This window comes from Streptomyces sp. 3214.6, assembly GCF_900129855.1.
Lineage (GTDB): Bacteria > Actinomycetota > Actinomycetes > Streptomycetales > Streptomycetaceae > Streptomyces > Streptomyces soliscabiei.
This window is the reverse complement of record NZ_LT670819.1, coordinates 3,952,309-3,975,973: the sequence shown is the minus strand read 5'-3', so window position 1 is coordinate 3,975,973 and position 23,665 is coordinate 3,952,309. Positions and strand designations below refer to the sequence as shown.

Below are 23,665 nucleotides of genomic sequence, written 5' to 3'. Positions count from 1 at the left end.
GTGCTGCGTGAGATGCGCTGGTGGGACATCGAACCCGTGCTGGAACTGGAGAAGGACCTCTTCCCCGAGGACGCCTGGTCGCGGGGCATGTTCTGGTCCGACCTGGCCCATGCCCGCGGCCCCGAGGCGACCCGGCGCTATGTCGTCGCGGTCGACACGACGGCCGACGAGGAGCGGATCGTCGGGTACGCAGGCCTGGCCGCCGCCGGGGACCTGGCCGACGTCCAGACCATCGCCGTCGCCCGCGACCAGCAGGGCACCGGACTCGGCGGGCGGCTGCTGACGGAGCTGCTGCGCGCGGCCACCGACTTCGAGTGCGCCGAGGTCATGCTGGAGTGCCGGATCGACAACGTCCGCGCCCAGAAGCTGTACGAGCGCTTCGGCTTCGAGGCCATCGGCTTCCGGCGCGGCTACTACCAGCCGGGGAACGTGGACGCCCTGGTGATGCGCCTGACCGACCCCTCCACATCCGTGGCCGGAACACAAGGAACCGAGACCAATGGCTGACGAACCCCTCGTACTGGGGATCGAGACCTCCTGCGACGAGACCGGCGTCGGCGTCGTGCGTGGCACCACCCTGCTGGCGGACGCGATCGCCTCCAGCGTCGACGAGCACGCCCGCTTCGGCGGAGTCGTGCCGGAGGTGGCCTCCCGGGCCCATCTGGAGGCGATGGTCCCGACCATCGACCGGGCGCTGAAGGAAGCGGGGGTCAGCGCCAAGGACCTCGACGGCATCGCCGTCACCGCCGGGCCCGGCCTCGCCGGCGCCCTCCTGGTCGGCGTCTCCGCGGCGAAGGCGTACGCGTACGCGCTCGGCAAGCCCCTCTACGGCGTCAACCACCTCGCCTCGCACATCTGCGTGGACCAGCTGGAGCACGGCGCGCTGCCCGAGCCGACGATGGCGCTGCTGGTTTCCGGCGGCCACTCCTCGCTGCTGCTGTCGACCGACATCACCTCCGACGTCCGTCCGATGGGCGCGACCATCGACGACGCGGCGGGCGAGGCCTTCGACAAGATCGCCCGGGTGCTGAACCTGGGCTTCCCGGGCGGCCCGGTCATCGACCGGTACGCCAAGGAGGGCGACCCCTCCGCCATCGCCTTCCCGCGCGGCCTGACCGGTCCGCGCGACCCGGCGTACGACTTCTCCTTCTCCGGGCTGAAGACGTCGGTCGCCCGTTGGATCGAGGCCAGGCGGGCGGCGGGCGAGGACGTTCCGGTGCGGGATGTGGCGGCCTCCTTCCAGGAGGCGGTCGTGGACGTCCTGACCCGCAAGGCCGTACGGGCCTGCAAGGACGAGGGCGTCGACCACCTGATGATCGGCGGCGGTGTGGCCGCCAACTCCCGGCTGCGGGTGCTGGCCCAGGAGCGCTGCGAGGCGGCCGGCATCCGGCTGCGGGTGCCGCGCCCCAAGCTGTGCACGGACAACGGCGCGATGGTGGCGGCCCTGGGCGCGGAGATGGTGGCCCGGGGGCGGGCCGCGTCCAGCTGGGACCTGTCGGCGGACTCGTCGCTGCCGGTGACCGACCCGCACGTTCCCGGTCACGCGCACGACCACGATCATGTGCACGAGGTCGGCAAGGACAACCTCTACTCATGAGGACGAGGTCATGACCGTCGCGTTGATGTGGGAGGCCCGGGCGGTCGAGGGGCGGGGCGACGCGCTGCTGGCGTGGGCGCGGGCGCAGCGGCTCGCGGACGAACCCCTGCGCCGGGAGACCTTCCGCGCCCCGCAGGACCGGGTCCTGGTCATCACCTGGTGGGACGCGGACTACGACGATCCCGGGCTGCCCGAACTCCCGGAGCCCGAGGCGGAGTTGGTGACGCGGGCGGTGCACCGGTGGCGGTTCGAGTCGGTGGAGAGCCGGTGTCAGGGCTCGTCCGTCTCCGCTTCGAGCGAGGCCCGGGTCGCTGCGCCGTAGACCCCGGACTCGTCCTGGAGGACGGCTCGGGTGAGCTGGTACGTGCGCACCGAGCTCTCGACCTGACGGCCGTACTCGCCGTCGGCCGCACCGCCGTAGTAACCGATCTGACGCAGGCGCAGCTGGAGCTCGACGACCTGGGGGCCGGAGTCCCCGAGGCGCAGGACCAGGGGTGTGGAGACCCTCGCGCTGGGGCTGGCGGAGGCAGTGCCGGTGGACGGGGCCGAGGGTGCGACGGCGGAGCGGGTGGGGGCTTCCGGCGTCGGGGAGGCCGGGCTGGGGGAGCCGGAGGCGGTCGGTGACGACGGCTGTGTCCGTGAGGCCTGCGCGGACGTCGGTCCGGCCGGCGAGGCGGCCCCGGACGTCACCTCGGGCACCGGCGCCCGGACACCCTCGGCCGACGAGCCTTCCCGTTCGGGGGCCTCGTACAGGAGGACCGCGGCGAGCCCGGCCGCGGTGACGGCGGCAGCGAGGGCGCCCGCGAGAGCCGGCAGGTGTAAGCGGCGCCGGTTCGGGCGAGGCCCGTCGGAGACGTCCGGCCGGGCCTCGGACCCGCCGCCTTCCGCACTCTTTTCGAACTCTTCGGGCTCTTCGAACTCTTCGGACTCTTCGGGCTCTTTGGAGGGTGGCGGCTCCACCGGCTCCGGCGAAGTCGTCACGGTGGGCGCGGCCGTGGTCTCGGACCCGGGGCCGTCCTGCTGTGGACCCTGGTCGTCGTCGCCGAGCATGACGAACGGGCGGATCCGCACCGGATCGAAGTCCTCGGCGGCGGCTGCCTCCGTGGTGCGGGCGGTGCGGTGGGCGTCGGACGCGAGCCGGGCACAGGCACACCCGGGGGTGCCGTCCGCGGCCCGGGGCGCGCCGCACAACGGGCAGACGCCACCCTGCGGTTCACTCACGTGAAGTCCCTCTCGGGGCGGGCTTCATATCCTATTCATATCTTCAACACGGCATCTCCTCACACGGTGTTCGCGGGAGGTTCCATGTGCAATGGGTGGATGCGGTAAGAGTTGCCCGGATATTCCGTCAAGCCTCTGAAAACCCTCACTTTGCCGGGGCAAGGATGAACAAGTCGCGCGAAGAACCCGAAAAGGGGGCGTGGCTGTGCCCCGGCCGCGGCGGCCGCCCGCTCTCTTTTGATCTTGCTTTAGTTGCCGCATAACCGCTCCATAGCGGCCCTTGAACCGGGCGCAGGCCCCGCGACACCCCTTGGTGATCATCGGCCAAATGCGTCATAGACACAGACACAGATACGGGCGGCCGTCGCCGACCCTGAGCCGCACGGCCGTCGGCGTCCTGCTGGTGCTCGCCGCCCAGGTCGTGCTCGTCGACCAGGGCACCGGGCTGTCGTTCGCGGCCGGCGCGGGCGCCACCGCCCCCACCGGTCGTACGTCCAAGAAGGCCGCCGGGGCCGCCCAGGCCCCGGACGAGGCCTCCGCCGTTCTCACGGCCCGCCTCCAGCACCGCAGGATCGAGGTGCTGGCGGACCGTACCGCCGATTCGTCGACGTATGCGTTGCCGAACGGCCAGTTGGAGACGGACGCGTTCGCCGGTCCGGTGCGTACCAAGGTCGCGGGTGTGTGGAAGACCATCGACACCTCGCTGTCCGACACGGGAGCCGACCTGACCCCGGCGGTCGCGGCCGCGAAGGTCGCGGTCTCCGACGGCGGCGACACCAAACTCGCCTCGGTCAGCCGGGGCAAGCAGTCCTTCGGACTGGGCTGGTCCGGCAAGCTGCCGACCCCGTCGGTGAAGGACAACACCGCCTCCTACCCCCTGGGCGGCGGACAGACCCTCTCCGTCAGCGCCCTCGCCCAGGGCTTCTCGGAGACCATCCGCCTCGCCCAGAAGCCCGCCGGCGGTGCGGCCTCGTACCGCATCCCGATGAACCTCGACGGCCTGAAACTGTCCCAGGCCACCTCCGGACACCTGCTCCTGAAGGACCCGGCCGGCAAACTCGTCGCCGAAGCCCCCGCCCCCATGATGTGGGACTCCTCCAAGAACAAGGCCTCCGGCGAGTCCGCCCACCAGCAGCGCGTCGCGACGAAGATCGAGACCGCCGCCAACGGCGCCCAGACCCTCGTCCTCACCCCCAGCGCCGACTTCCTGGCCACCGCCACCTACCCGGTGACCGTCGACCCCACCACCACCCTCGCCGTCACCACCGACACCTGGGTGCAGAACCCCGACTACACCGACTCCCAGATCTCCTCCCAGGAACTCAAGTCGGGCACCTACGACGCCGGCACCGACACCGCGCACTCGTACCTGAAGTTCGACGTCTCCAAGTTCACCGGCAAACACATCACCGCGGCCACCATGTCGCTGTACAACTACTACTCCGCGACCTGCTCCACCGCCGGATCCCCCACCCAGGCCCGCCGCATCACCTCCACCTGGTCCTCCTCCTCCATCACCTGGGGCGCCCAGCCCACAACCACCACCACCGGCATGGCCACCAACACCGGCCACTGGGGCTACGACTCCACCTGCCCCGCCAACTGGTCCAACTGGAACCTCCAGACCATCGTCCAGGCCTGGGCCGACGGCTCCACCAACTACGGCCTCCAAGTCCGCGCCGCCGACGAAACCGACTCCACCACCTGGCGCCGCTTCCGCTCCGCCAACTACTCCACCACCGGCTACGCACCCAAACTCGTCGTCACCTACAACTCGTACGCCACCACCGCCTCGTCGGCGATCTCGCCGTCGGCGGTGAACGCCTACAACGGCAAGCGGTACGTGACCTCCCTGACGCCGACGCTGTCGGCGAAGGTGACGGACGCGGACGGCGGCAGCGTGAAGGGCCAGTTCGAGGTCACGCCGGACCCTGCGTACGCGGACACCACGTACACCTACACCGGCACCTCCCCCTCCGTGGCGTCCGGTTCGACGGCGAAGCTGACCATCCCCTCGGCCTCCGCGTTCCCCGCCGCCAAGCACCTGCGCTTCCGCGTCCGCGGCTACGACAACACCGACTACGGTTCGTGGTCCGGCTACACGACGTTCGCGCTGAACACCGGCCTGCCCACCGCGCCCACCATCAGCTGTGACCCGTACGCGGAGAACACCTGGACGGCGCAGGCCACCGGCGGCGCCATCTGCACCCTGGACACGTCCTCGGCGGACGGCATGGGCTATGCCTGGGGCCTGGACGACTCCGCCACGCCCAACCGGGTCTACGACACCACGGACGGGTCGGGCGGCGATCCCCTGACGATCACGATCAAGCCCGGCGAGGACTGGCACAAGCTGTACGCCAAGACCGTCGACTCCGGCGGGAACCTCTCCTCCACCGCCACGGCCTACGCCTTCGGAGTGGGCGCCGGCGCCGGTCTGCTCACCCCGGCCGCCGGCGACACCGCCGCCCGCCGGGTCAGCCTGACCTCCACCGGCAGGACCGCCTACACCGGCGTCACCTACCAGTACCGGCGCGGCGAGACCGACGCCTGGAAGAGCGTGCCGCTCGCGGACGTCACGAAGTCGTCGGACGGTTCGGCGGTCTCCGCCTGGCCGCTCGCCGTCTCGGGCGGCAGCCCCGCCGCGCTCACCTGGAACGTCACGACGTCCCTGACCGACGACAGCCCGATCGACGTACGGGCCGCCTTCACCGACGGCACGACCACCGAGTACTCCGAGCCGCACACGATCACGGTGGACCGCAACGCGGGCACCGCCCCGAGCCGGCAGGTCGGGCCGGGCGCGGTGAACGCCCTCACCGGTGACTTCACGCTGTCCGCGACCGACGCCTCCGGCTTCGACCTGACGGTGTCGCGCACGGCGTCGTCGCGGCGCCCGACGGCCGGCGCCGACACCAAGGGCCGGGTCGCGATCTTCGGCCCCCAGTGGAACTCCGGCACGGTCGCGGAGATGGCCGACTCGAACTGGTCCTACATCCGCACGACGTCGGACGCGTCCGTGTCCCTGGTCGCCCTGGACGGCACCGAGACCGGGTTCACGAAGACCAGCTCGGGCGGCTGGAAGCCGGAGCCCGGCGCCGAGAACCTGACCCTCACCCTCGCGTCGGACACGTACACGCTCAAGGACGCGGACGGCACGACGACCACGTTCGCCAAGGTGAGCCCGACGGACCTCACCTGGGAGGTGTCCGGCACCTCCCTGCCGACCGACGACTCGACCACGACGGTCTTCTCCGAGGAGGCGCCCGGCAGCACCTCCGCCAACCCGCTGGTCCGCCCGAGGTACGTCGTCGCGCCCACCTCGGCGGCCTCCGCCACCACCTGCAAGGCCACCCCCGCCACCGCCGGCTGCCGCGTGCTGGAGTTCGTCTACGCGACCTCCACCACGGCCACGAGCTCGGCCTTCGGCGACTTCAACGGCCAGGTCCAGCAGATCAAGGAGTGGGCGACCTCCCCGGGCGCCTCGGCCTCCACCGCGACCGTCGTCGCGCAGTACTCCTACGACAACTCGGGCCGGCTGCGCGAGGAGTGGGACCCGCGGATCAGCCCCGCGCTGAAGACGGCGTACGCCTACGACAGCGCGGGCCGCGTCACCACCCTGACCCCGCCCGGTGAGCTGCCGTGGACCTTCGCCTACGGTCAGGCCGGCAACGCGGCCACCGCGGGCGCGGGCATGCTGCTGTCGGCGTCCCGGCCGAACCTGACCGCGGGCACCAAGAGCACGACCGACGGCACGAACGCCACCACCAGCGTGGTCTACGACGTTCCGCTGTCCGGCACCGCCGCGCCCGACGCCATGGGCGCCTCGGACGTGGCGGCCTGGGGGCAGACCGATGTGCCGACCGACGCGACCGCCGTCTTCCCGGCCGACTCGGTCCCGACGTCCAACACCGGCGGCAGCCTGTCGGCGTCCGACTACAAGCGGGCGACGATCACCTACACCGACGCCTCCGGCCGCGAGGTCGACGAGGCCACGCCCGGCGGGCACATCGCCGCCACCGAGTACGACAGCTTCGGCAACACGGTGCGTGAACTGACTGCGGGGAACCGCGAGTTGGCGCTCGCCACCAGCGGTGCCGGCCAGGCCGAGCAGGTGGCGCTGAGCATCGACCAGCTGACCCCGGCCGACCGGGCCGAGCAGCTGTCGACGACCTCGGTGTTCTCCTCCGACGGCCTGCGCGAGACCGACGAGTACGGTCCGCTGCACGAGGTGACCCTCACCTCGGCGCTGAAGGCGGGCAACGGCGGCACCGACCTGCCGGCCGGCACCGAGGTCCCGGCCCGTCAGCACACTGTGACCGCCTACGACGAGGGCCGTCCGACCGACGGCACGGCCACCGTCTCCGACGAGATCACCACCAGGGCGGTGGGCGCGTACGTCGCCGGCTACCCGTCGGACGCGGACGTGCGCACCACGACCACCGGCTACGACTGGGTGAAGGGCCTGCCCACGTCCACGGTCGTCGACCCGAGCGGGATCGCGCTGAAGACGACCACGACGTACGACTCCCAGGGCCGTGTCACCAGGAGCACCCTGCCGAAGTCGGCCGGCTCGGACGCGGGCGCCACCGTGACGACGTACTACGCGGCCACCGGAACCGGCGCCTGCAACGGGCGACCGGAGTGGGCGGACCTCGTCTGCACCACCGGCCCGGCCGGCGCCATCACCGGCGGCGGCTCCAACCCGACCGCCCTGCCCACCAAGACGTACCAGTACGACCGCTGGGGCAACACCGCCCAGACGACGGAGACCGCGAACTCGGTCACCCGGACCACCGTCGGCACCTTCGACGCGGCGGGCCGGCCGACGCTGACCTCCGTCAGCGGCGGCGTGGGCACGGCCGTGCCCGACGTGACGACGTCCTACGACTCGGGCAGCGGCCGGATCGCGTCGCTCTCGTCGAGCGCGGGCACCGTCACCCACACCTACGACCAGCTCGGCAGGGAGATCTCCTACAGCGACGGCGCCGGCAACACGACGACGTCCGCGTACGACGCCCTCGGACGCGTGGTGAAGACAACCGACTCGGCCCCGTCCACCACCACCTACACCTACGACACGGCCAAGGACCCGCGGGGCCTGGAGACCTCCCGCACCGACTCCGTCGCCGGCGCCTTCGCCGGGACCTACGACGCCGACGGCGAGCTGGCCACCCAGTCCCTGCCCGGCGGCTACACCCTGACCGTCGCCCGGGACGAGACGGGCGCGCAGACCTCCCGGGTCTACAGCCAGGACAGCGACGGCACCGTCGTCGCCGCCGACACCGCCGACCGGTCGGTCCAGGGCCAGGCCGTCACGGACGTCGACGGCAACGGCCGGACCCGCGCCCACGCCTACACCTACGACGCGGCCGGACGCCTCACCCGCGCCGACGACACCGACCCCAGCGGCGCCTGCACCCGCCGCGACTACACCTTCGACGCCGACAGCAACCGCACGGCGCTCGCCACCGAGACCGCCGACGTGGGCGCCGCCTGCACCTCGACGGGCGCGACGACCACTTCCTCCACCTACGACAGCGCCGACCGGCTGGTCACCTCCGGCACGGTCTACGACGCGTTCGGCCGCACCACGGCCCAGGCGTCCGGCGCGACCGTCGGCTACTACGCCGACGACCTCGTCCGGCAGCAGACCTCCGGCACCGCCCGGCAGACCTGGACCCGGGACGCGGCCGGCCGCCTCGCCTCCTGGACCACCGAGTCCGACAGCAGCGGCACCTGGACCCAGACCGCGGTCAGGACCAGCCACTACGGCGCCGACGGCGACAGCCCCAGCTGGACCGCGGAGGACACCGGCGGCACGGTCACCCGGAACGTGCGGGGCGTCGACGGCCAACTGGACGCGCTCACCGGCGCCACCGGCTCCGCCGTGCTCCAGCTGAGCGACCTCCACGGCGACGTGACCGTCCAGCTGCCGCTGGACACCACCCAGTCGGCTCTCGCCCAGTCCTACGACGAGTACGGCAACGCCGAGAGCGACACCGCCGCCGCCCGCTACGGCTGGCTCGGCACGGCCCAGCGCTCCGCCGACTCCGTCACCGGGGCCGTCCTGATGGGCGTGCGGCTGTACGACCCCACCGTCGGCCGCTTCCTGTCCACCGACCCCGTCCTCGGCGGCAACGACAACGCCTACGTCTACCCGGCCGACCCGGTCAACCAGTCGGACCTGGACGGGCGGGCGACGAGGAAGCCGGCGGCGCTGAGCAAGAAGGAGAAGGAGGCGCTCGACAACAAGGCCAACGGCCGTCCCTACGACCGCAAGGCGTACAACTCGGCGAAGAAGAAGCTTGAGCAGGCCGAGAAGTACGCGGGCAGCCGCAACGGTCAGAAGAACCGCTCGCAGTCGGACAGCCTGCGGGTGGTACTGAAGGCACTGGGACTGTTCGCCTTCATCATCGCCGTCGTCGTCTCTCTGGTCGTCTTCTGGGAGGTGGACATCGTGGCCGCGGTGCTCTGGGCACTCTCCTGACCCCGAAGGGGGGGGCGGTCCGGCCGGACCGCCCCCCCTTCGGGCCCCGACCTACCGAAGAAGAGGAAACGAACAGTCATGTCAGCAAGCCCCACCGCGGACGAACCGTCCTGGTACGGCGTCCGGTGCGTCTTCGGGCACGGCCCCCTGGGGGTCTACGAGGAGCGCGTCACCCTGTGGACGGCCCGGTCGTCGGACGAGGCGATCGAGCGGGCGGAGGCCGAGGCCGCCGAGTACTGCGAGGACCTCGACGGCGTCGAGTACGTGGGCCTGGCCCAGTCGTTCAGGCTCTTCGGATCGCCCGGCGACGGCGCGGAGGTGTTCTCCCTCATGCGCGAGAGCACGCTGCCGCCGGGGGAGTACGTGGAACGCTACTTCGCGACAGGGGAGGAACGAACGGGCTGAGCCTGCCTTCGGCGCCGCGCTTTACGGCTGAGGCGCCGACAGCGCCCATAGTGAACGCGGGCGATGCCCCCGCAGCTTTCCGAGCGGCACCAGCCGGGTGCAGTCGGGCAGCGTGCCGGGGGCCGGGCTCAGGCGCCGTGCGGTGCCCGCAATGGTCTTCCTGTCGCGTTCCCGTCACGTGGCTGGACGGTCGGCGGATTCTGACACGCGGGCACCCCCCATCCGCATCTCAGTTACGCAGAACTTCCACGTCGCAGTGCAGTCGCCGTTCCGTGCCCACCTCGCGCACCGGTCCGGTCAGCCGTAGCCGGGCCACCTCCCGCACGTCCGCGCTGGACGCGCCCAACCGCAGTTCCAGTGCGCCTGGTTCGACCACGCGCTTCCCGGCCCGGTCGGTGAACGCCGACAGGTCGGCGTGGAAGCGGAACGCCACCCGCGCCGACTCGCCCGCCGCCAGCTCCAGCCGCCGGTAGCCGATCAGCCGCACGTCGGGACGGGTCACGCTCGCCACCGGGTCGTGCAGATACAGCTGCACGACCTCCGCGCCCGCCCGATCCCCGGTGTTGCGGACGGTGACGGACACGTCGTAGGAGCCGTCCGTGGGGATCTCCGCGTCGGGGCCGCTGAAGTCCTCCCAGGCGAACGCCGTGTAGGAGCGCCCGTGGCCAAAGGGGTACAGCGGGGTCGGGTCGAGGCTGCTGACCTCGCCCGCCAGGCCCAGCGGCGGCTGGAGGTAGGTCCAGGGCTGGCCGCCCGGCACGCGCGGCACGCTCACCGGGAGGCGGCCCGAGGGGTTCACGCGGCCCGACAGCACTCCCGCCACCGCCGGGCCGCCCTCCTCCCCGGGGAAGAACGCCTGGACGACCGCCCCCAGCCGCCCGTCCCAGCGGCCCAGCGCGTACGGGCGGCCGGTGAGCAGGACGAGGACGACCGGGACTCCCGTCGCTACCAGCGCGTCCAGCAGCTCACTCTGGACGCCTGGCAGATTCAGGTCGGCCACGTCGCAGCCCTCGCCGGAGGTGCCCCGGCCGAACAGGCCCGCCCGGTCGCCGAGGACGGCCACGCAGACGTCCGCCTCGGAGGCGCGCGCGATGGCCTCCGTGAACCCGGACGGGTCCGGGTCCGAGACCCCGCAGCCCTCGGTGAACGTGACCTTCGCGTCCGGGAGTTCGCCCCGCAGGGACTCCAGCAGGGTCGGGATCTCGATGCCCAGCTCCGTCTCGGGGTGCCGGGTAAGGACATGGGAGGGGAAGGAGTAGCAGCCGAGCATGGCGAGGGCGTCCGCCGCCCTCGGGCCCACCACGGCGATGCGCGTGTCGGGTGGGAGCGGGAGCAGGGCGTCGGGGTTGTCCAGCAGGACCACCGACTCCTCCGCCAGCCTGCGGGCCAGGACGCGGTTCGTCGCCGGGTCGAGGTCGACGGGCCCGGCGGTCTCGTCCGGTTCGGGCCGCCAGTCCTCGTCCAGGAGGCCCAGCTCGCACTTCTGGAGCAGGACGCGGTGGGCGGCCCGGTCGACCAGCTCCTCCGGTACCTCGCCCTCCCGTACGGCGGCGACCAGCGCCTCGCCGTAGTACTTCACCGTGGGCAGCTCGACGTCGACGCCCGCCGTCAGGGCGAGCCGGGCGGTCTCGGCGGGGGTGCCGGCGACCCGGTGCAGGGTCTGCAGGAAGCCGATGCCGAAGTAGTCGGCGACGACCGTGCCCGTGAAGCCCCACTCCTGGCGCAGCAGGCGGGTCAGCAGCTCCGGGTCGGCGGAGGCCGGGACGCCGTCGCGTTCCGTGTAAGCCGCCATCACCGAGCGGGCGCCGCCCTCGCGCAGCGCCATCTCGAACGGCGGAAGAGTGACGTCGGCGAACTCGCGCGTGCCCGCCCGCACCGGCGCCAGGTTGCGGGCCCCGGCCGAGGAGGCGTACCCGGCGAAGTGTTTGAGCGTGGCGACGATCCCGGCCGACTCCAGCCCGCGTACATAGGCCGTGCCGACCGTGCCCACCAGGTACGGGTCCTCGCCGATCGTCTCCTCGACCCGTCCCCAGCGCGGGTCGCGGACGACGTCCAGAACGGGGGCCAGACCCTGGTGGACGCCGACCGCGCGCAGGTCGCGGCCGATCGCCCGGCCCATCTCCTCCACCAGCGGCGGATCAAAGGCCGCGCCCCAGGCCAGCGGGACCGGGTAGGCGGTGGCCCGCCAGGCGGTGAAGCCGGCCAGACACTCCTCGTGGGCGACCGCCGGGATGCCGAAGCGGCCGGCGGCGGCGATCCGGCGCTGGGCGAGCGCCAGCGCGCGGACGCCGAGCGCCGGGTCCACGGGGGCGGTGCCGAAGGAGCGGGTCAGCTGGCCGAGCCCCCGGGTGATCAGCTCGTCCCAGTCGTCGGCGGCGTCGGATGTCATGTCGTGCTGGTGCGGGGCGACTCCGTCGCCGTCCGTCGCCGCGCCGACCCACACGCCGTACAGCTGGGCGGTCTTCTCCTCGAGGGTCATCCGGGAGAGGAGGTCGTCGACACGGGCGGCGGCGGGCAGGGCGGGGTCACGCCAGGAGGCGGTGGTCATGAGACTCCTGTCCCAAAGGATTCGAATGTTTCGTAATGCACTTCGAATGTTCCGGGAACCTATGGCGTCCCATTGGGTTCGTCAAGGGGGCGCGTGGGGATACGATCGCCGCCATGACACCCTCGGAGCCCGTGGAAACGCGGACAGAAGCACGGCCGACACAGACCGCGACGCTCGCGGAGATCGCCCGCGAGGCCGGAGTCTCGGCACCGACTGTTTCGAAGGTCCTCAACGGCCGTGCCGATGTCGCCCCCGCGACCCGCACCCGCGTCGAGGAACTGCTGCGCGCCCACGGCTACCGGCGCCGCCGCGCCGAGGCGACCCGCTCCCCCCTGATCGACCTGGTCTTCCACGAGCTGGAGAGCGCCTGGGCGATGGAGGTCATCCGGGGCGTGGAGAACGTGGCGCGGGACGCCGGACTGAGCGTGGTGCTGAGCGAGAGCGCCGGGCGGCTCACGCCCGGGCGGACCTGGGCCGACCAGGTCGCCGCCCGCCGCCCGCACGGCGTCGTGCTCGTGCTCTCCGGCCTGGACGAGTCCCAGCGGGCGCTGCTGACCAGCCGTTCCATCCCGTTCGTGGTGATGGACCCGGCGGGCGACCCGGGGGCGGACGTACCGTCGATCGGGGCCACCAACTGGCAGGGCGGCCTCGCCGCCACCCGCCACCTGATCGAGCTGGGGCACCGGCGGATCGGGGCGATCAGCGGGCCGCCGCAGATGATGTGCAGCCGCGCCCGGATCGACGGCTACCGGGCCGCGCTGGAGACGGCCGGGCTGCCGGTCGAGCAGGACCTCGTCAAGATCGGTGACTTCCACCACGAGACCGGCTACCGCCTCGGCCGCGAGCTGCTCTACCGCCCCGACCGGCCCACCGCCGTCTTCGCCGGCAACGACCTCCAGGCCCTCGGCTGCTACGAAGCGGCCCGCGAACTGGGCCTCAGGATCCCGGAGGACGTGAGCGTGGTCGGCTTCGACGACCTGCCGGTGGCGCGCTGGGTCGGCCCGCCGCTGACGACCGTCCGCCAGCCGCTGACGGAGATGGCGGAGGCGGCCGCCCGGCTGGTCCTCGAACTGGGCCGCTCGACGTCCGAGGAGGCGCCGACGGCGACGCGGGTGGAACTGGCGACGAGTCTGGTGGTGCGCACGAGCACGGGGGCGCCGCCCGTTTCCTGAGACAACCGGCGTGGCTGGAAGTTGACGTATTGACGGGTGTGATGGGCGCCTCCACACTCCTCCGAAGTCAATCGGTTGGACGACCGAAACTTTCGGAGGCACCCGCAATGAGATCCTCCAGAACCCGCTCCGCACGGACCTGGCTGACCACACTGGTCACCGGGGCCACCGCCGCCGCGGCGCTGCTCGTCGCGGCCCCCGTGTCGCACGCCGCCGACACCCCCCTGCGCGACCTCGGTGCCGCCAAGGGCAAGGTCATCGGCACGGCGGTCACCGGCTCCAAGCTCACCGGCACCTACGGCGACCTCGCCGGGGCGCAGTTCAGCTCGCTGACCCCCGGCAACGCCATGAAGTGGGGCTCCGTCGAGCCGGCCCAGGGCACCTTCAACTGGGCGGAGGCCGACCAGATCGTCGCCTTCGCCCAGGCCCACAACCAGCAGGTGCGCGGCCACACCCTGGTCTGGCACAACCAGAACCCGAACTGGCTGACGAACGGCAGCTGGACGCCCGCCCAGCTCGGCACGCTGCTCCAGAACCACATCAGCACCGAGGTCGGCCGCTACAAGGGCAAGCTCGCCGCCTGGGACGTCGTCAACGAGGCCTTCAACGAGGACGGCACCTACCGCCCGACCCTCTGGTACAACGGCCTCGGCGCCGACTACATCGCCAATGCCCTGACCTGGGCGCGGGCCGCCGACCCGGCCGCCAAGCTGTACATCAACGACTACAACGTGGAGGGCGTGAACGCGAAGTCGACGGCCCTGTACAACCTGGTCAAGTCGCTGAAGGAGCGCGGGGTTCCCATCGACGGGGTCGGCCTCCAGGCCCACCTCATCCTCGGCCAGGTGCCGTCCACCCTCCAGCAGAACATCCAGCGCTTCGCCGACCTCGGCGTCGACGTGGCGATCACCGAGCTGGACATCCGGATGACGCTGCCCTCGGACAGCGCCAAGCTCGCTCAGCAGAAGGCCGACTACAAGGCGGTCACCGCCGCCTGCGTCGCCGTCACCCGCTGCGTGAACATGACCGTCTGGGGCTTCACCGACTCCGACTCCTGGGTGGAGAGCACCTTCCCGGGCCAGGGCGCGGCGACGCCGTACGACGCGAACTACGCGCCGAAGCCGGCGTACTACGGCATCTCCGAGGCGCTCGGCGGCGGGACCACCACTCCGCCGCCGACGGGTGCGTGCACGGCCGCCTACGGCGTGGGCAGTCAGTGGAACACCGGGTTCACCGGGAACGTGACGATCTCCTGCTCGGGCGCCTCGCTGTCGTCCTGGAAGGTGACCTGGACGTACGGCGCGGGCCAGCAGATCACCCAGGCCTGGAACGCCACGTGCACCCAGTCCGGCGCGGCCGTCACGTGCCAGAACGCCTCGTACAACGGGACGGTCCCGGACGGCGGTTCGGTGTCGTTCGGGTTCAACGCGAGCTGGAGCGGCAGCAATCCGGCGCCGACGGTGACGCTGGGCTGACCTCGGGCTGATTCCGGGCTGATTCCGGGCTGATCCGGGCTGATCCGGTCCTGAGAATCATGAGATTTTCGGAAGAAGTTCGGCTCGCGTCCGCTCTCCTGACACTTCGCTCACAACTCGGACTTATGTTCGCCTTGTGACGGGAGACGTGGCGAGACATGACGCGAACGGGCCGGACGGCGGCACGGGGGTGGGCAGGCGGTCGAGAGCGCTGAAGGCCGCCGGCCTCACCCTGGCCGCCGTCCTGGTGCTGGGCATCGGCACGGCCGGCTGGGCCTACTGGCACCTCAACGGCAACATCAAGAGCGTCGACATCGACAACGCGCTCGGCGACGACCGCCCCGCGAAGGCGGTGCCGGCGCCCACCCCGGCCGGCTCGGCGTCCGCCGTCCCGCTGCCCACCGAGGCCGTCAACATCCTGGTGCTGGGCTCGGACTCGCGCAGCGGCGCGGCGAACCAGGCACTCGGCGGCGGCGACAGCACCGGCGCCCGCTCCGACACGGCGATGGTCGTGCACGTCGACGCGGGCCGCACCTCCGCCACCGTCGTCAGCATCCCGCGCGACACCCTCGGCACCCGCCCCTCCTGCCCGCTCGCCGACGGCGGCTCGACGGGCGTGGCGTACGGCGCGATGTTCAACACCGCCTACTCGGTCGGCGGTCCGGTCTGCGCCGTCAAGACCGTCGAGTCGATTACCCACATCCGCATGGACCACTACATCGAGGTCGACTTCTCGGGCTTCGCGAAACTCGTGGACGCGCTCGGCGGGGTCACCGTCACCACCGACGCGGACATCGACGACGACGACAGCCACCTGCACCTCAAGGCGGGCACCCACCACCTGAACGGCGCCCGGGCCCTCGCCCTGGCCCGCACCCGGCACGGCATCGGCGACGGCAGCGACCTCGGCCGCATAGGCCTCCAGCAGAAGCTCGTGAAGGCCCTCCTGGAACAGATCGCCGCCACCGACCTCCTCACCAGCCCCACCAAGCTCTACGCCGTCGCCGACGCCGTCACCGGCAGCCTCACCACGGACACCGGCCTGAACTCCCTCCCCGAGCTGACAAAACTCGGCCAGAGCCTGAAGAACCTCTCCGCCGACCACGTCAGGACGGTGATGATGCCCGTCGTGCCGGCCCCCTTCGACCCCAACCGGGTGGTGGCCGAGGAACCGGCGGCGAGCGCGCTGTGGAGGTCGCTGAAATAAATTCCGGCGAGCGTGTCGATCCGGCCGTCCGCCGTTCGACGCAGGGGTGAGAGGCCGGGAAGGACCCGGCCCGCCGGAGTCCTCCGGACGCCATGAGGAGTCACCATGCCCCGTTACCTGTCGCTCGTGCGGATCGACGAGAACAACGCGCCCGCCGAGGGCCCCAGCCCCGAGCTGATGCAGCGCATGGGGGAGCTGATCGAGGAGATCACCAAGGCCGGCGTGATGCTGGAGACCGCGGGGCTGACCCCGACCTCGCAGGGCACCCGGGTGCACTACGAGGGCGGCAGGATCTCCGTCACCGACGGCCCCTTCACCGAGTCCAAGGAAGCAGTCGGCGGCTACGCGATCATGCAGTGCAAGGACCAGGCCGAGGCCATCGAGTGGACGAAGCGCTTCCTGAAGGTCCACGACGACTTCTGGACCGTGACCTGTGAGGTGCGGGAGATCGCCGAGGGCTGAGCGTTCCCCGTCGCGTTCCCCGGTACGTACGTCGGTGCGCGTCGGTGCGTTCCTTGGTCGGAGCGCGGCGCGGGGTGTTCGATGGTGGGCTGTGGAACAACAGCCCGCCTCGAACCCCCGGCCCGCCGCGAACCTCCGGCCCGCCCCGGCCCGTGCCGCCTCGGATCCCCGGACCGCCATCGAGACCGTCTTCCGTCTGGAGTCGCCCCGCGTCATCGCCGCCGTCGCCCGCGTCGTGCGGGACATCGGCATCGCCGAGGAACTGGCACAGGACGCGCTGGTCGCCGCGCTCGAGCAGTGGCCGCGGGACGGAGTGCCGGACAACCCGGGCGCCTGGCTCACGGCCACCGCCCGGCACCGCGCCGTCGACCTGGTCCGCCGCCGGGAGAACTACGCCCGCAAGCTCCAGCAGATCGGCCGCGACCTGGAGACCACGACCGTCGCGCCCGAGGAGAGCACCGACCCCGACGCCATCGACGACGACCTGCTCAGGCTCGTCTTCACCGCCTGCCACCCGGTGCTGTCCGCCGAGGCCCGCATCGCCCTCACCCTGCGCCTGCTCGGCGGCCTCAGCACGCCCGAGATCGCCCGCGCCTTCCTGGTCCCCGAAGCGACGGTCGCCCAGCGCATCGTCCGCGCCAAGAAGACGCTGGCCGCGAAGAACGTCGCCTTCGAGGTGCCGTACGGCCCCGACCGGGAGGCCCGGCTCGGCTCGGTCCTCGACGTCATCTACCTGATCTTCAACGAGGGCTACGCGGCCACCGCCGGCGACGACTGGCTGCGCCCGGCGCTCTGTGAGGACGCACTGCGGCTGGCCCGGCAGTTGGCGGCGCTGATGCCGAAGGAGCCCGAGGTGCACGGCCTGGTGTCGCTGCTGGAGTTCCAGACCGCCCGCACGGCCGCCCGCACCGCCTCCGACGGCGCCCCGGTCCTCCTCAGGGACCAGAACCGCCGCCGCTGGAACCGCAGGCTCATCGCCCGGGGCATCGCCGCCCTCGACCGCGCCGGCGCCACAGCCACGGGCGCCCCCGGCCCCTACGCCCTCCAGGCCGCCGTCGCCGCCTGTCACGCGCACGCCCCCACCTACGAGGACACCGACTGGTCGGCCATCGCCACCCTCTACGGCCTGCTGGCCGCCCGCGCACCCTCCCCGGTCGTCGAACTCAACCGCGCGGTCGCGGTGTCGATGACGGACGGCCCGGGACCCGCGCTGGAGATCGTCGACGGCCTCGCCGCCGAGCCGGCCCTGCGCGACTACCACCTGCTCCCCAGCGTCCGCGGCGACCTGCTGCTGCGCCTGGGCCGTACGACGGAGGCGCGCGCGGAGTTCGAACGCGCGGCGGAGCTGACGGCCAACGCCCGGGAACGGGACCTGCTGAAGGCACGGGCGGAGGCATGCCGGCCGACCTGAAACCCGCGCAATATCGAACAGTTGTGGCTCGTTATTCCGTTCCCCATGGGTCTGATGCGCACTAGGGTGATCCAGCCGCTGTGAAACGGCTGTGTGGTCGACGGGGGACATGGCGACGGGGGAACGACGCCGACCCGGCCCGCGCGCGGCTCCATCGACATGCGCATCGACATTTTTGTGATCCCTGGGGGGTCGACAACTTGAGACTTTTCACGCGCCGCCGTACCGCGGCGCTCGCCACCGCGGTAGTGCTCGCCGCCGCGGGCACCCTGGCCACCGCATCCGGCGCCCTCGCCGACGACGCCGGACCCTGGCCCGGCACCGAGGGCCGCATCCTCAGCGACGGCGGTGGCGTGATCGACGCCGCCACCGGCGCGACCGGCCGGATCCCCACCGTGGGGAGCCACGCGACCTGGGCGCCGGACGGCAGCCGGGTGCTCAGCGTGTCCGGCCAGATCTACAGCGTCCTGCCCAACGGCACCAAGAGGTTCGCCCTGCCGTGGGCGCAGGGCCTGCGCTCCAGCGCCCCGTACGAGGACCTGACGTTCTGGAACGGCGGCCGTTTCGTGGTCTTCGCCAGCGGCGGCCAGCTCGCCTACGGCCCCTCCGACGCCTCCTGGGCGCCCGGCCCGCTGATGCCGGCGAACCTGGAGCCGGCCACCGTCTGCGACTCCGAGCCGAGCGTGAGCGCCGACGGCCTGGTCGCGTTCGAGCGCCGTGCCGGCAGCTGCGCCGCCGACGCCGCCGGCGTGTACGTCTACAACGCCAGTACCAAGACGGTGAAGCTCGCCGTGGCCGACGCCGAGCAGCCCGCCTGGTCCCCGGACGGCACCAAGCTGGCGTTCGTCCGCAAGGACGCCGACGGCAACCGGCAGATCTTCACGGCGAACGCCGACGGCACCGACGTCAAGCAGCGCACCAGCGGCCCGCGCCGGTTCGCCAACCCGTCCTGGTCGCCCACCGGCAAGCGGATCGTCTTCGACGCCCACACCTCGCCCAACAGCGACGACGTGCACACCACCGAGTACGTCGACCTGGCCACCGGCGAACTCACCAAGGTCGGGAACACCGCCACGGGCGACAACCCCAGCTGGCAGCCGCTGCGCAAGAACTCCACCGGCCGGGTCTGGGGCAGCAACGCCTACCTCACCGCCACCGCCGCCTCCCGGTGGACCTGGAACACCGTCGGCCACAGCGAGCCCGGCCTGATGGACGCCAAGTCCGCGGTGCTGGTCAACCAGGACAGCGCGGCGTACGCCGTCACCGCGCCCGCCCTGGCCGGCCGGAAGGAGGGCCCGGTGCTGATGACGCAGAAGACCGGGCTGTCCTCGACGACGAAGAACGAGCTGAAGCGGACCCTGAAGCCGGGCAAGCCCGTCTACCTGGTCGGCGGCACGGCCGTCCTCGACAACACGGTCGCCGCCCAGGTGAAGGCGCTCGGCTACACGCCGGTGCGGCTGACGGGCACGGACCCCTACTCGACCTCGGTCATGGTGGCCAAGACCATCAGCTCCGCCCCGAAGTACGTCTTCCTGGCCGGTGCCACCGAGTACCGTGCGGCCCTGTCGGCGGCGGCCGCGGCCGGCTCCGACGGCGCGGCCAGCGCGGGCGGGGTCGTCCTCACCAACGGCAACAAGCTGCCCGCGTCGACGCAGGCGTACCTCAACAGCCTGAACCCGGACAAGACCATGATCATCCCGGTCGGTTCGGCGGCGAGGTACGCGCTGACCCACTCGAGCTTCTCGCGGTGGCCGTCGACGTACTCGTACTACCCGATCTCGGGCACGACGGACTCGTCCATCTCGGTGGCCATCGCCATGTTCTGGTGGACCGCGCCGAGCCAGGTCGGCCTGGCCTACTCGGGCTCCTGGCGCGACGGCGTGTCGGCCGCCTCGGCGATGAACGTCTTCGGGCCGGTTCTGTGGACCACCAGCGCCGCGGCCCCCTCGGCCGAGCTGACCAACTACTTCCAGCGTGAGTCCGCCGGCGTCAACTCCGCGGTGGCCTTCGGCGTGAACGGCTCGATCTCGCCGGCCGCGCTGAACACGGTGGGCGCCACGATCAGCGCGGGCAGCTCCTACTTCGTGTACCACCCGTTCTTCAACGGCGACGTCCCTGCGGGCGCGCAGGCGGGCGTGCCGACGAGCTCCTTCGCCGCACCCGTCAACGGCAGCGACAGCGGCGACGGCCAGGCCGCCGCCGGTGCCACGGCAAAGCGCTCCGCCCCGGCCGGCTCGCACGAGACGAACCTGGCGCCGCTCAAGACGCTCCAGCGCCAGTGATCGCGGGCAACACCGGGTAACAGTCGAAAATAGCCGAAAACGGCAGGGAATAGCGGGAAACAGCAGGTCAGGCTGGGGCGCCGACGAGCATCGTCGGTGCCCCAGCCACCCGCGTCAGGAACACGGTCACGGAGTTGGGCCCCTGCGGCCTGGGCAGCGCCTTCTTGCGCAGCTCCTCCGGCTCGACCGCCGACCCCCGCTTCTTCACGGTGAGGATCCCGACCTCACGCTCCCGCAACAGCGCCTTCAACTTCTTGACGTTGAACGGCAGTTGGTCGGTGATCTCATAGGCGGAGGCGTACGGGGTGGCGTGCAGGGCGTCGGCGGTGACGTAGGCGATGGTCTCGTCGATCAGCCCGCCGTCGAGGTCCCGGGCCACGTCGGCGACCAGATGCGCCCGGATGACGGCACCGTCGGGCTCGTACAGATACCGCCCGACCGGCCGGACTGCGGGGTCGGGGAGCATCGTGTCGGGCGAGGCCCGTACCGCGGCGAGCGAGGGCAGCAGTGTCGCCCGCCGCGCCCCCGGCGTCACGCCCGAGCCGAACCACAGCACGGCCTCCTTGACGTCACCCCGGTCCGAGATCCACTCGGCCTCGGCGTCCTCGGGGATCGCCTCGTGGGGGATGCCGGGCGCGATCTTCAGCGCGGCGCGCGGCGCCTTGCGGGCGGCCTCGACGGCCCAGGACAACGGCGGCGAATACGCCTCCGGATCGAAGATCCGGCCGCGACCGCCGCGCCGCGCAGGGTCGACGAACACGGCGTCGTAGCCGCTCGTGTCGACGTCCGTGACGTCCGCCTCCCGCACCTCGATGAGGTCGGCGAGCCCCAGCGCGTCGGCGTTCGCCCGCGCCACCGCCGCGGTCAGCGGATCCCGGTCCACCGCGAGCACCCGGATCCCGGCACGGGCGAGCGCGATGGCGTCCCCGCCGATGCCGCAGCACAGGTCCGCGAGGGAGCGGATGCCCAGCGCCCGGAAGCACTCCGCCCGATACGTCGCCACACTCGCCCGCGTCGACTGCTCCACCCCGTTCGGCGTGAAGAACATCCGCTCGGCGTCCTCGGCCCCGAACTTCGCCGCCGCCCGCTGTCGCAGCCGGGCCTGGCCCAGGGCCGCGGACACCAGGTCCGCGGGGTGCTCGCGGCGCAGCCGGGTGGCGACGGCGAGCTCGTCGGCGGGGGCGGTGCCGCGCACGGTGTCGAGGAGGGCGCGGCCCTCGGGGGTGAGGAGGGGGGCGAGGTCGTTCACCGGGTCATTGTGGGCCAGTCGGTGGATGGTGCGCCTCCGGCGGCGGTGTCGGGCGGGGTTCCGGGGCGGTGACTGCGAGGATCCGGCGCCATGGGATCTGTCGTACAAAATGATGACAAGAGTGGCAGTTGTGGGGCTGTTTGTCGCCGCGCCGGAGCCGGGGGAACGGGGCGCATCGGGCACATGAGGAGCACGCGGCGCACGAGGTGGACGAGGCGCACAGGCATCCGCCTCGCAGGCCTCCGCCTCACGGGCCTCCGGAGCGCGGCCGCCGTCCTCACCCTGGCCGCCGTCGCGACGGGCTGCGCGGGAGGCGGCGCGGGGACCGGTGGGGCGGGCAAGGGGATCCGCCCCGCGCCGGGCCAGCAGCCGGACCGGGCGGTGCCCCCCGCGGCCCCCCCGGCCCGCGCCCTGCACGCGTACGCCTCCCGGCTCCGCGCCGCCCAGCAGGCCCGGGTCGCCGCGGCGAAGCGCTGGGGCCTGAAGAAGGTCCCGCTGACGCCCCCGGCGCCGCCCGCGCACAAGCCGGAGATCACGGCCCGCGAGGGCTTCGAGGTGGACGACCAGGAGAAGCTCGGCCTCCCCCCGGTCTTCACCACGATCCCGACCAGCGACAGGGTCGTCTTCCTCACCATCGACGACGGCTCCGAGAAGGACCCGGCGTTCCTGCGCATGATGAGCGACCTGAAGATCCCGTACACCGCCTTCCTCAGCGACTACCTGATCAAGGACGACTACGCCTACTTCAAGAAGATGCAGGCCACCGGGGTCGTACTGAACAACCACACGCTCCACCACCCGTACCTGCCGGGGCTGTCGTACCGGCAGCAGAAGCGCGAGATCTGCGGCATGCAGGACGTGATGGAGCGCCAGTACGGCAAACGCCCCACCCTGTTCCGCCCGCCCTACGGCAACTACAACCAGGACACCCTGCGCGCCGCCAAGTCGTGCGGCATCAGATACGCCCCCATCTGGGACGAGGAGGTCTTCGTCGACCACTGGGAGTACCGCGAGTGGGACCAGGACATCCACCCCGGCGACATCGTCCTGAGCCATTTCCGCGGTCGCGACGACTGGAAGGGCACGATGCCCGACATGATCCGCCGGTTCCTCGACAAGATCACGGAGAAGGGGTACGCGGTCGCACGGCTGGAGGACTACCTGTGAGTCTCCGGTCCCTGACCGCGGGCGTCCTGGTGCTCGCCCTGCTCACCGGCTGCGCCCAGTCCGTCGACCCGATCGAACGGCTGGGCAGGAAGGCCGCCGCCGGGGTCCGCCCACCCGGCCCGGCCGCCCAGGACCCGTACCGCCGTTGGGGTCTGATCTCCCCGCTGGCCCCCGCCCCGTCCCACCCGGCCGGCCGCCCCCTCGCGGGCAGCCCCGGCGCCGGCCTCCCGCCGGTCGTCGACCACGTTCCGACCACCGACAAGGTCGTCTTCCTCACCTACGACGACGGCGCCGAACGCGACCCCCGCTTCGTCGACATGGTCCGCGAACTGCGCCTCCCGGTCAGCATGTTCCTGACGGACAGTGTGGTCGGCCCCGGCTACGGCCACTTCGCCCGCCTCCGCTCCGTCGGGGCGAACATCCAGAACCACACCCTGGACCACCCGGCCCTGCGCGGCCTGCCCTACGCCGGCCAGCGCGCCGAGATCTGCGGACAGCAGGACAAGCTCCGCGCCCGCTTCGGACTTCGCCCCCGCCTCTTCCGCCCGCCCTACGGCGCCTACGACACCACCACCCGCCGCGCCGCCGCCGACTGCGGCATCACGGCGATCGTCCTCTGGCGCGTCTCCATGGGCCCCGCCGACCTCGCCTACGCCCATGGCTCCCCCCGCCTGCGCCCCGGCGACATCATCGCCGTGGACCCCGACGAGACGACGGGCCCGAGCATGAGGCAACGCACGGTGCGGCTGCTGCGCCGGGTGCAGGAAGAGGGCCTGACGGTGGGGCGGTTGGAGGACTACGTGTGAGCGTTCTTCGCGGTGCCGGGCGGGCCTGTCTCCGTCGAGGCGGGGGGCCCGGGGACGACAGCCACCAAACGCGATTGGCACTCGGCTTGACCGAGTGCTAATCGCAGTCATAGTCTCAGCTCTGGCACTCACCACTGGAGAGTGCCAACACAGCGACGGGCAGGTCCGGCACC

16 protein-coding genes are annotated in these 23,665 nt (G+C 72.0%); 13 read left to right on the top strand and 3 right to left on the bottom strand.

Translation table 11 applies throughout. The features are described 5' to 3' along the window. Positions 1 to 12 precede the first annotated feature (12 nt). The 3 genes from rimI to B5557_RS17570 are packed head-to-tail and all read left to right on the top strand — an operon-like array spanning position 13 to position 1,919. Positions 13 to 507 (top strand): ribosomal protein S18-alanine N-acetyltransferase, encoded by a 495-nt coding sequence (gene rimI / locus B5557_RS17580; protein WP_079664841.1) that lies wholly within the window; start codon positions 13 to 15, stop codon positions 505 to 507. After that, entirely contained in the window at positions 500 to 1,597 is a 1,098-nt protein-coding gene (gene tsaD / locus B5557_RS17575; RefSeq protein WP_079660385.1) for a tRNA (adenosine(37)-N6)-threonylcarbamoyltransferase complex transferase subunit TsaD, read from the top strand. Before rimI ends, tsaD begins: the two co-directional genes overlap by 8 nt. Positions 1,598 to 1,607: 10 nt before the next feature. Further along, entirely contained in the window at positions 1,608 to 1,919 is a 312-nt protein-coding gene (locus tag B5557_RS17570) for a hypothetical protein (RefSeq protein WP_079660384.1), read from the top strand. Here B5557_RS17570 and B5557_RS17565 read toward each other — a convergent pair. Further along, positions 1,868 to 2,818, bottom strand: coding sequence for a peptidoglycan-binding domain-containing protein (locus B5557_RS17565; RefSeq protein ID WP_079660383.1), 951 nt, complete (start codon positions 2,816 to 2,818; stop codon positions 1,868 to 1,870). The two genes, B5557_RS17570 and B5557_RS17565, sit on opposite strands and share 52 nt — an antisense overlap. 328 nt (positions 2,819 to 3,146) lie before the next feature. Here B5557_RS17565 and B5557_RS45715 point away from each other — a divergent pair, with 328 nt between their 5' ends. Both B5557_RS45715 and B5557_RS17555 read left to right on the top strand, forming a co-directional pair. Further along, positions 3,147 to 9,308: a DNRLRE domain-containing protein gene (locus B5557_RS45715; protein WP_079664840.1), complete on the top strand. Its 6,162-nt coding sequence runs from the start codon at positions 3,147 to 3,149 to the stop codon at positions 9,306 to 9,308. 78 nt (positions 9,309 to 9,386) lie between these two features. Further along, entirely contained in the window at positions 9,387 to 9,713 is a 327-nt protein-coding gene (locus tag B5557_RS17555) for a hypothetical protein (protein WP_079660382.1), read from the top strand. A gap of 229 nt (positions 9,714 to 9,942) precedes the next feature. Here the strand turns inward: B5557_RS17555 and B5557_RS17550 are convergent, their stop codons facing one another. Continuing rightward, positions 9,943 to 12,261, bottom strand: a complete 2,319-nt coding sequence (locus tag B5557_RS17550) for a glycoside hydrolase family 3 N-terminal domain-containing protein (RefSeq protein ID WP_079660381.1) — start codon at positions 12,259 to 12,261, stop codon at positions 9,943 to 9,945. A 113-nt stretch (positions 12,262 to 12,374) separates the two neighbouring features. Between B5557_RS17550 and B5557_RS17545 the strand changes: the two genes are divergently transcribed. From B5557_RS17545 to B5557_RS17520, 6 genes are all read left to right on the top strand, one after another. Then, on the top strand, positions 12,375 to 13,433 hold the full coding sequence (locus tag B5557_RS17545) for a LacI family DNA-binding transcriptional regulator (RefSeq protein WP_079660380.1): 1,059 nt from the start codon (positions 12,375 to 12,377) through the stop codon (positions 13,431 to 13,433). A gap of 107 nt (positions 13,434 to 13,540) precedes the next feature. Then, positions 13,541 to 14,908 carry an endo-1,4-beta-xylanase gene (locus B5557_RS17540; protein WP_079660379.1) on the top strand — a complete coding sequence of 456 codons (1,368 nt, stop codon included), beginning with the start codon at positions 13,541 to 13,543 and terminating at the stop codon, positions 14,906 to 14,908. A gap of 190 nt (positions 14,909 to 15,098) precedes the next feature. Continuing rightward, entirely contained in the window at positions 15,099 to 16,115 is a 1,017-nt protein-coding gene (locus tag B5557_RS17535) for an LCP family protein (RefSeq protein WP_107472600.1), read from the top strand. 105 nt (positions 16,116 to 16,220) lie between these two features. Beyond that, positions 16,221 to 16,577, top strand: a complete 357-nt coding sequence (locus B5557_RS17530) for a YciI family protein (RefSeq protein ID WP_079660377.1) — start codon at positions 16,221 to 16,223, stop codon at positions 16,575 to 16,577. Between the two features lie 91 nt (positions 16,578 to 16,668). Beyond that, positions 16,669 to 17,988 (top strand): RNA polymerase sigma factor, encoded by a 1,320-nt coding sequence (locus tag B5557_RS17525; protein ID WP_079660376.1) that lies wholly within the window; start codon positions 16,669 to 16,671, stop codon positions 17,986 to 17,988. Positions 17,989 to 18,188: 200 nt separating this feature from the next. Then, entirely contained in the window at positions 18,189 to 20,270 is a 2,082-nt protein-coding gene (locus tag B5557_RS17520) for a cell wall-binding repeat-containing protein (RefSeq protein ID WP_079660375.1), read from the top strand. Positions 20,271 to 20,337: 67 nt separating this feature from the next. Here B5557_RS17520 and B5557_RS17515 read toward each other — a convergent pair whose 3' ends face one another. Continuing rightward, entirely contained in the window at positions 20,338 to 21,519 is a 1,182-nt protein-coding gene (locus B5557_RS17515) for a class I SAM-dependent methyltransferase (RefSeq protein ID WP_231976384.1), read from the bottom strand. Between the two features lie 183 nt (positions 21,520 to 21,702). Between B5557_RS17515 and B5557_RS17510 the strand changes: the two genes are divergently transcribed. Together B5557_RS17510 and B5557_RS17505 are read left to right on the top strand one after the other, a co-directional pair. Further along, complete coding sequence (locus B5557_RS17510; RefSeq protein WP_079660373.1) at positions 21,703 to 22,686, top strand: polysaccharide deacetylase family protein; 984 nt, start codon at positions 21,703 to 21,705, stop codon at positions 22,684 to 22,686. Next, on the top strand, positions 22,683 to 23,492 hold the full coding sequence (locus B5557_RS17505) for a polysaccharide deacetylase family protein (RefSeq protein WP_079660372.1): 810 nt from the start codon (positions 22,683 to 22,685) through the stop codon (positions 23,490 to 23,492). The genes B5557_RS17510 and B5557_RS17505 overlap by 4 nt, the downstream gene beginning before the upstream one ends. The last annotated feature ends 173 nt before the right edge of the window (positions 23,493 to 23,665 follow it).